At 77.2% G+C, this 9,691-nt stretch carries 2 protein-coding genes; both read left to right on the top strand.

Translation table 11 applies throughout. The features are described from left to right. Positions 1–2: 2 nt before the first annotated feature. The gene (locus B1205_RS20610; RefSeq protein ID WP_441338526.1) at positions 3–4,475 is read left to right on the top strand and encodes an SDR family NAD(P)-dependent oxidoreductase; all 4,473 of its coding nucleotides are present in this window, start codon (positions 3–5) and stop codon (positions 4,473–4,475) included. After that, positions 4,376–9,691 (top strand): type I polyketide synthase (locus B1205_RS29915; RefSeq protein ID WP_176308710.1); only part of this gene is annotated, 5,316 nt, incomplete at its 3' end. The genes B1205_RS20610 and B1205_RS29915, both read left to right, overlap by 100 nt.

Genomic DNA, 9,691 nt, shown 5'->3' with positions numbered 1-9,691 from the left:
CGGTGCTCGCCGTGATCCGGGGCAGCGCGGTCAACCAGGACGGCGCGTCCAACGGGCTCAGCGCCCCCCACGGCCCCTCCCAGGTGCGGGTGATCCGGCAGGCGCTGGCCAACGCCCGGCTCACCCCCGAGCANCTCGGCGACCCGATCGAGGCGCAGGCGCTGCTGGCCACGTACGGGCAGGACCGGGATCAACCGCTGCTGCTCGGCTCGGTCAAGTCCAACCTGGGCCACACCCAGGCCGCCGCCGGCGTCGCCGGTGTGATGAAGATGGTGCTGGCCATCCGGCACGGCGTCGTCCCGCCCACGCTGCACGTGGACGCGCCGTCGGCGCACATCGACTGGACCGCCGGTGCGGTCACGCTCGCCACCGAGGCCACCGCCTGGCCGGCGACGGGCCACCGCCGCCGCGCGGCGGTCTCCTCGTTCGGGGTCTCCGGCACCAACGCGCACACCATCATCGAGCAGGCCCCTGAGCCGGAACCCGCCGAGGACGCGCCGGAACCGGTCGACCGGCCGGTCGTACCGGTGCTGCTCTCCGCCCGCTCCGAGGCCGCGCTCGCCGCCCAGGCCGGCCGGTGGGCCGCCTGGCTCGCCACCGACCCCGACGTGCGCCCGCTCGACGTGGCGCACTCCTCGGTCGCGTCGCGCTCGGTGCTCGACCACCGGGCCGTGGTCACCGCCGCCGGCCGGGACGACCTGGTCGCCGGGCTGCGCGCGCTCGCCGCCGGCGAGCCGGCCGGCACCGTGCGCACCGGCTCCGGTACGCCCCGAGGCCAGCNNNCGCACCTGGACCGGGCGCTGCCCCGGCCGTTGACCGAGGTGCTGTTCGCCGCCGAGGGCACCGACACCGCCGCCCTGCTCGACGAGACCGTGTTCACCCAGGCCGGCCTGTTCGCGGTCGAGGTGGCGTTGTTCCGGCTGGTCGAGTCGTTCGGCGTCAGCCCGGACCTGGTCGGCGGCCACTCCATCGGCGAGGTCACCGCCGCGTACCTGGCCGGGGTGCTGTCGCTGGAGCACGCCGCCGCGCTGGTCGCCGCGCGGGGCCGGCTCATGCAGGCGCTGCCGGCCGGCGGCGCGATGCTCGCGGTCGCCGCCGCCGAGGCCGACGTACGGGCCACGCTGGACGACCCGGACGAGCCGGTCGACGTGGCCGCGGTCAACGGCCCGGCCGCGGTCGTGGTGTCCGGCGCGGCCGACGCGGTCGAGCGAATCGAGCGGCTCTGGCGGGACCGGGGTGTGCGCACCCGCCGGCTGGCCGTCAGCCACGCCTTCCACAGCCCGCTCATGGCGCCGGTGCTGACGCGGTTCCGCGCCGTGCTGGACCGGCTGACGTTCACCGCGCCGACGCTGCCGATCGTGTCCAACGTGACCGGTGAGCTGGCCGACCCGGACGAGATCCGCACCGCCGACTACTGGGTGCGGCACGTCCGGGAGGCGGTCCGGCACGCCGACGGCGTCCGCGCGCTGCGCGCCGCCGGGGCGGACACGTTCCTGGAGATCGGCCCGCGTGCCGTGCTGACCGCGTTGACCGCCGACATCCTGCCCGGCGAGCCGGTACGCGCCGTCGCCGTCCAACGCGCCGACCGCCCGGAACCGGAGGCGCTGCTGGCCGCCCTGGCCGACCTGCACGTCCACGGCCATCGGCTGGACTGGGCCGGCTGGTTCGCCGGTACCGACGCCCGCCGGGTGGACCTGCCCACGTACGCGTTCCAGCGGCAGCGCTACTGGGCCGGTGACGGCGTCCTCCGGCTCCAGGCCCCCGCCGACGGCGTGGACGGCGACTTCTGGGCCGCCGTGGAGAGCGGCGACCTGCCGGCCGTGGCGTCCCACCTGGCGGTGCAGGACGACCCGGAGGCGGTGGCCGCGCTCGCCCCGGCCGTGCCGGTGCTCTCGTCGTGGCGGCGGGCCCGGCACCGCGACGCCGTGCTGGACGGCTGGTCGTACCGGGTCGGATGGGAACCGGTCCACCCCGCGCCGGCGCCGGCGCTGACCGGCCGCTGGCTGGTGGTGGCCGTCGACGACCCCGGGCCGTGGGCGGCCCCGCTGGCGGTGGCCGGCGCGGACGTCGACGTGCTCGCCGTACCCGCCGACGTCGACCGGGGCGACCTGGCCGAGCTGCTGCGCGGCCACGGCGAGCAGGGCTGGCGCGGTGTGCTCTGCGTGCTGCCCGGCCCGGACGCGCCGCGCCCCGACACGCCCGCCGTACCGGCCGGGACGGCGCTGCTGCTCACGCTGGTGCAGGCGCTCGCCGACGCCGGCCGGCCCGGTCGGCTGTGGTGCGTCACCCGGGGCGCGGTCGCGGTGGGCGGCGGCGAACCGCTGTCCGACCCGTACGCGGCCGCCGCGTGGGGGCTCGGCCGGGTCGTCGGCCTGGAGCAGCCCGACCGGTGGGGCGGCCTGATCGACCTGCCCGCCCCGACCCTCGGCGCCGCGACCGGGTCCGACCCGGCCACCGACGCGCCGGCCGGCCCCGACCGGGCCACCGCCGAGGCGCTGCGCGCGGTGCTCGCCGACGGTGGGCACGACGAGGTGGCCGTCCGGCCGCACGGCACCTTCGGCCGCCGGCTCGTCCCCGCCGCCCCGGCCGCCGGCGCCGGCTGGCAGCCGACCGGCACGGTCCTGGTCACCGGCGGCACCGGCGCGCTCGGCCGGCAGGTCGCCCGCTGGCTGCTCGACGCGGGCGCGACCGAGGTCGTCCTCGCCTCCCGGCGCGGCCGGGACGCGCCCGGCGCCGCCGAACTGGTCGCGGAGCTGCCCGGCGTCCGGGTGGTCCGCTGCGACGTCACCGACCCGACGCAGGTCACCGCGCTGGTCGCCGAGCTGCCCGCGCTGACCGCGGTGGTGCACGCCGCCGGCACCGTCGACGACGGCATCCTCGACGGCCTCGACCTGCCCCGCCTCGCGGCCGTGCTGGACGTGAAGGTCCGCGCCGCCCGGGTGCTGCACGAGGCCACCGCCGGTCGGCGCCTCGACGCGTTCGTGCTCTTCTCCTCCCTCGCCGGGGTGATCGGCAGCCCCGGGCAGGGCAACTACGCCGCCGCCAACGCCTTCGTGGACGCGTTCGCGGCCTGGCGCCGCGACCAGGGGCTGCCCGCCACCGCGATCGCCTGGGGCGCCTGGGCCGACGGCGGCATGGCCGCGGCCAGCACCGAGCTGACCGCGCGGCTGGTCCGGGGCGGCGTCAACCCGCTCCCCGCCGACCAGGCCGTCACCGCGCTCGGCCGGGTCGTCGGTGCCGGGGCGGCGGTCACCGTCGCCGACGTCGACTGGGGACGCCTCGCCGCCGCGCGCGGCCGACCCGCGCCGCTGCTCACCGGGCTGCCCGGCGTGCCCGCCGGACCCGCCGTGCTCGCGCCGGCCGTGGTGGTCGGCCGGTCCCTGCCGCAGCTCACCGAGCTGGTCCGCGCCCAGGCCGCGCTGGTGCTCGGCCACCCGGCCGGCCGGCCGCTGCCCGACCGCACGTTCCGCGACCTCGGCTTCGACTCGCTGACCGCGGTCGAGCTGCGCAACCGGCTCGCCGCCGAGACCGGCATGACGCTGCCCGCCACGCTCGTCTTCGACCACCCCACGGTCGCCGAACTCGCCGCCCACCTGCACGACCTCACCGCCGGGAGCACCGGCGGCGCGGTCGTCGCCGCCGACGTCGACCGGCACCGCGAACCGGTCGCCATCGTGGCGATGAGCTGCCGCTTCCCCGGCGGCGTCGCCTCACCCGAGCAGCTCTGGGACCTCGTGGCCGGCGGCACCGACGCGCTCTCGCCGATGCCCGAGGAGCGCGGCTGGAACGTCGCCGAGCTGTACCACCCCGACCCCGAGCACCTCGGCACCAGCTACGTGCGGGAGGGCGGCTTCCTCACCGGGGCCGGCGAGTTCGACCCGGCGTTCTTCGGCATCAGCCCGCGCGAGGCGGTGGCCATGGACCCGCAGCAGCGGCTGCTGCTGGAGACCGCCTGGGAGGCGTTCGAACGGGCCCGGCTCGACCCGGCCGCGCTGCGCGGCAGCCGCACCGGCGTCTACGTGGGCACCAACGGTCAGGACTACGGCTCGATGCTGCTGGCCGCCGGCGACGGCGACGAGAACTACCTCGCCACCGGCGTCTCCGCCAGCGTCATCTCCGGCCGCCTCGCGTACACCTTCGGGCTGCACGGCCCGGCCGTCACGGTCGACACGGCCTGCTCGGCGTCGCTGGTCGCGCTGCACCTCGCCGCGCAGGCGTTGCAGTCGGGGGAGTGCGACCTGGCGCTCGCCGGCGGCGCCACGGTGATGGCCACCCCCGGCATCTTCGTCGGTTTCTCCCGGCAGCGCGGCCTGGCCGCCGACGGCCGCTGCAAGCCGTTCGCCGGAGCCGCCGANGCGAGGGCGTCGGCCTGCTGGTGCTCCAGCGGCTCTCCGACGCCCGCCGCGACGGCAACCCCGTCCTCGCCCTGGTGCGCGGCAGCGCGGTCAACTCCGACGGCGCGTCCAACGGTCTGACCGCCCCCAACGGGCCCGCCCAGCAGCGGGTCATCCGGCAGGCCCTGGCCAACGCCGGGCTCGCCCCCGACCAGGTCGACGCGATCGAGGCGCACGGCACCGGCACCACGCTCGGCGACCCGATCGAGGCCCAGGCGCTCATCGCCACCTACGGCCGGGACCGCCCCGCCGACCGGCCGCTCTGGCTCGGGTCGATCAAGTCGAACCTCGGCCACACCCAGGCCGCCGCCGGCGTCGCCGGCGTGATCAAGATGGTCCTCGCGATGCGCCACGGTGTGCTGCCGCCCACCCTGCACGTCGACGAGCCGACGCCGCACGTCGACTGGTCCGCCGGCACGGTCGCGCTGCTCACCGAGGCCCGACCCTGGCCGGCCGGGGACGGGCCCCGCCGGGCCGGCGTCTCCTCGTTCGGCATCAGCGGCACCAACGTGCACACCATCCTGGAGCAGGCCCCGCCGGAGGAACCCGCGCCGGCCGACGCCGGACCGGCCGGGGAACTGCCCTGGACGCTGTCCGGGCGCACCGGCGCCGCGCTCGCCGCCCGCGCCCGCGAGCTGCGCGCCCACCTCGACGCGGTGCCCGACGCCGCGCTGCCCGACCTGGCCTGGTCGCTGGCGACCACCCGGGCCGCCCACGAGCACCGCGCCGTGGTGCTGGCCGCCGGCCGCGACGGCCTGGCCGCCGCGCTGGACGCGCTCGCCGACGACCGGCCCGCGCCGGACACCGTCACCCGCGCCCCCGGTACGCCCGGCGACGTGGTGTTCGTCTTCCCCGGCCAGGGCTCCCAGTGGGCCGGCATGGCTGCCGACCTGCTCGACACCGCTGGAGTGTTCGCCGAGGCGTTCACCGCCTGCGCGGAGGCGCTGCGCCCGTACGTGGACTGGTCCCTGCTGGACGTGGTGCGCGGTGCGCCGGACGCGCCGTCGCTGGAGCGGGTCGACGTGGTGCAGCCGGCCCTGTTCGCGGTCGGCGTGTCCCTGGCCGCGCTGTGGCGCTCGTACGGCGTGCACCCCGCCGCCGTCATCGGCCACTCCCAGGGCGAGATCGCCGCCGCCCACGTCGCGGGCGCGCTCAGCCTCGACGACGCCGCCGCCGTGGTCGCGTTGCGCAGCCGGATCATCGCCGACATCGCCGGCGACGGTGGCATGGTCTCCGTCGCCACCACCGCCGACGAGGCCACGGAGACCATCGCCCGATGGGACGGCCGGATCGCGCTGGCGGCGGTCAACGGCCCGAGCGCGGTGGTGGTCTCCGGCGACAGCGCCGCGCTCGACGAACTCGTCGCCCACTACCAGGGCCGGGACGTGCGGGTACGCCGGGTGCCGGTGGACTACGCCTCCCACTCCGCGCACGTCGAACCGCTGCGCGACCGGCTGCGCGACCTGCTCGCCGGGCTGCGCCCGCGCACCGGCGAGATCCGGTTCCGGTCCACCGTCGACGGCGACTGGATCGACACGGCCGGCCTGGACGCCGACTACTGGTACCGCAACCTGCGGCGGACCGTCGGCTTCGACGCGGCCGTGCGCGACCTCGCCGCCGCCGGCCACCAGACGTTCATCGAGGTCAGCGCGCATCCGGTGCTCACCATGGCGATGCAGGAGAGCGTCGAGGCGACCGCCGCCGACCCGGCCGCGGTCACCGTCACCGGCACGCTGCGCCGCGACGAGGGCGACCTCGCCCGGTTCCACCGCGCCGCCGCCGAGGTGTACGCCGGCGGCGTCGCCGTCGACTGGCGACCCGCCTTCGCCGGCCGGCCCACCCGCCGGCTCGACCTGCCCACGTACCCGTTCCAGCGGCAGCTCTACTGGCCGCGCCCCGCCGCCGCGCCCGCGTCGGGCCCGAGCGCCGCGGTCGAGGCCGACGAGGTCGACGCCCGGTTCTGGGCCGCCGTCGAGGCCGAGGACCCGGCCGCCGTCGGCGCCGAACTGGCCGACGTCGCCGAGGTGCCCACGGACGCCCTCACCGCGCTGCTGCCGGCGCTGGCCGCCTGGCGACGACGCCACCGTGACCAGGCCACCATCGACTCCTGGCGCTACCGCGACGGGTGGCTGCCGATCGACGGCGGCACCGAACCGGTCCTCACCGGCGCCTGGTGGCTGGTCACCGACACCGCCGCCGACGCCGGCACGGACGCCGACGCCGGTTTCGTCGCGGACGCGCTGCGCCGGCACGGCGCCACCGTCGTACCGGTCCCGCTGGCCGGCGAGCGCACCGACCGCGACGCGCTCGCCGCCCGGCTGCGCGACCTGCACCGGGAGACCCCGCCCACCGGCGTGGTCAGCCTGCTGGCGTACGACGAGACGCCGCTGCCCGGCCACCCGCACGTCCCGGCCGGGTTCGCCGGCACGGTCGTCCTGACCCAGACGCTCGGCGACGCCGGGGTACGCGCGCCGCTGTGGATGCTCACCCGGGGCGCGGTCCGCACCGGACCGGCCGACCCGCTGGCCCACCCGACGCGGCAACTCGCCTGGGGCTTCGGCCGGATCGCCGCGCTGGAACACCCCGACCGCTGGGGTGGCCTGGTCGACCTGCCCGACGCCCCGGACGAGCGCACCGCCACCCGGCTCGCCCGCGTCCTCGCCGGCGCCGACGGGGAGGACCAGGTGGCGCTGCGCGCCACCGGCGCGTACGGCCGGCGGCTGCTGCGCGCCCCGCTCGGCGACACGCCCGCGCCGCGCGACTGGCGGCCCTCCGGCACCGCGCTGGTCACCGGCGGCACCGGCGCGCTGGGCGGGCACGTCGCCCGCTGGCTGGCCGCCAACGGCGCCGACCACCTGCTGCTGCTGAGCCGGCGCGGCCGGGCCGGCGACGGCGTCGCCGAACTGGAGGCCGAGCTGACCGGGCTGGGGGCCCGGGTGACGGTCGCCGCCTGCGACGCCGCCGACCGGGACGCCCTCGCCGCCGTGCTGGCCGACCTGCCGGCCGAGCACCCGCTCACCACCGTCGTGCACACCGCCGCGGTGCTCGACGACGCGGTGATCGGCGCGCTCACCCTCGACCAGATCGACCACGCGCTCGCCGCCAAGGTCACCGCCGCGGTCAACCTGCACGAGCTGACCCGCGACCACGACCTCGACGCGTTCGTGCTGTTCTCCGCGATGGCCGGCACGGTCGGCAGTTCCGGCGTCGGCAACTACGCCCCCGGCAACGCCTACCTCAACGCGCTGGCCGAGCACCGGCGCGGCCTCGGCCTGCCGGCCACCTCGATCGCCTGGGGCGCGTGGGGCGGCGGCGGCATGGCCGACGGCGAGTTCGGCCGGATGCTGCACCGCCACGGCGCGCCGGAGATGCACCCGCGCCTCGCCATCGCCGCGCTGCACCAGGCCCTCGCGCACGACGAGACGTACCTGACGATCTCGAACATCGCCTGGGACCGGTTCCGGGTGGCGCTCACCGCCACCCGCCCGGCCCCCCTGATCGTCGAGATTCCGGAGGTGCGACGCCTCACCGCCGAGCGGGAGCCGGCCGCCACCACCGACACGGACACCGCCGGCCCGGCCGCCACGTTCGCCCGGATGGCCGCCGCGCAGCGCCGGGAGGCGCTGCTCGACCTGGTCCGCGACCAGGCGGCCACGGTCCTCAAGTACGACGGCGGCGACGCCGTCGACCCGCACCACGCGTTCCGGGACCTCGGCTTCGACTCCGTCACCGCCGTCGAGCTGCGCAACCGGCTCGCCGCCGCCACCGGGCTGCGGCTGCCGGTCACGCTGGTCTTCGACTACCCGACCGCCACCGTCCTCGCCCGGCACCTGCACGAGGAGCTGGGCGGCGGCGCCGAGACCGGGACGGCCACCGGCCCGGGGCCGATCGCCGACGACGAACCCGTCGCGATCGTCGCCATGTCCTGCCGGTTCCCCGGCGGCGTCACCGACCCGGAGCGGTTCTGGCACCTGCTGCACGCCGGCCGGGACGCCGTCTCGGAACTGCCCGGCGACCGTGGCTGGGACATCGACCGGCTCTACGACCCCGACCCCTACTCCGCCGGCACCTCCTACGTCCGCACCGGTGCGTTCCTGTACGACGTGGCCGACTTCGACGCCGGTTTCTTCGGCATCTCACCGCGCGAGGCGGTGGCCATGGACCCGCAGCAGCGCCTGCTGCTGGAGACCTCGTGGGAGGCGATCGAGCGGGCAGGGGTTGATCCGGGTGGCTTGCGGGGTTCACGAACAGGGGTGTTCGTCGGCACCAACGGCCAGGACTATGGGGCCCTGTTGATGGTGTCCGCGGACCAGGTAGAGGGGTTCGCGAGCACCGGGAACGCGGCGAGCGTGGTCTCGGGGCGGGTGGCGTACGTGTTGGGGTTGGAAGGACCGGCGGTCTCGGTGGACACGGCGTGTTCGTCGTCGCTGGTCGCGCTGCACCTCGCGGCGGCGGCACTGCAACGCGGCGAGTGCGACCTGGCACTCGCCGGCGGTGTCACCGTCATGTCCACCCCGGGGCTGTTCGTCGAGTTCTCCCGGCAGCGTGGCCTCGCACCGGACGGACGGTGCAAGGCGTTCGCCGCCGCCGCCGATGGCACCGGGTGGGGTGAGGGGGTCGGAATGTTGCTGGTCGAGCGGCTGTCCGACGCCCGGCGCAACGGGCACCCGGTCCTCGCCNGCGGCAGCGCGGTCAACCAGGACGGCGCGTCGAACGGGCTCACCGCCCCGAACGGCCCGTCCCAGCAGCGGGTCATCCGGCAGGCCCTGGCCGCCGCCCGGCTGTCCCCGACCGAGGTGGACGTGGTGGAGGCGCACGGCACCGGCACCACCCTCGGCGACCCGATCGAGGCCCAGGCGCTCATCGCCACGTACGGGCAGGACCGGGACGACGTCGCGCCGCTGTTGCTCGGCTCCGTGAAGTCGAACATCGGCCACACCCAGGCCGCCGCCGGCGTGGCCGGTGTGATCAAGATGATCCTCGCCATGCGGGCCGGCATCGTGCCGGCGACCCTGCACGTGGACGCGCCGTCCCCGCACATCGACTGGTCGGCCGGCGCGGTCGAGCTGGTCACCGAGAACCGGCCCTGGCCGACCACCGGGGCCGGCCGGCGGGCCGCGGTCTCGTCGTTCGGCATCTCCGGCACCAACGCCCACGTCATCCTGGAACTCCCCGACGAGCCGCCGGCCGGCGGGGACACTCCGCGACCCGGGCTGCTCGACGCCGGCGTGGTCGGCTGGCCGGTCTCGGCGCGTACCCGCGACGGGCTCGCCCGGCAGGCCGCCCGGCTGGCCCGG

The sequence above is a fragment of the Micromonospora sp. NBS 11-29 genome (genome assembly GCF_002140155.1).
Lineage (GTDB): Bacteria > Actinomycetota > Actinomycetes > Mycobacteriales > Micromonosporaceae > Micromonospora.
Note: the sequence above shows the minus strand (reverse complement) of the source record. Positions and strands in the feature narration are given on the sequence as shown.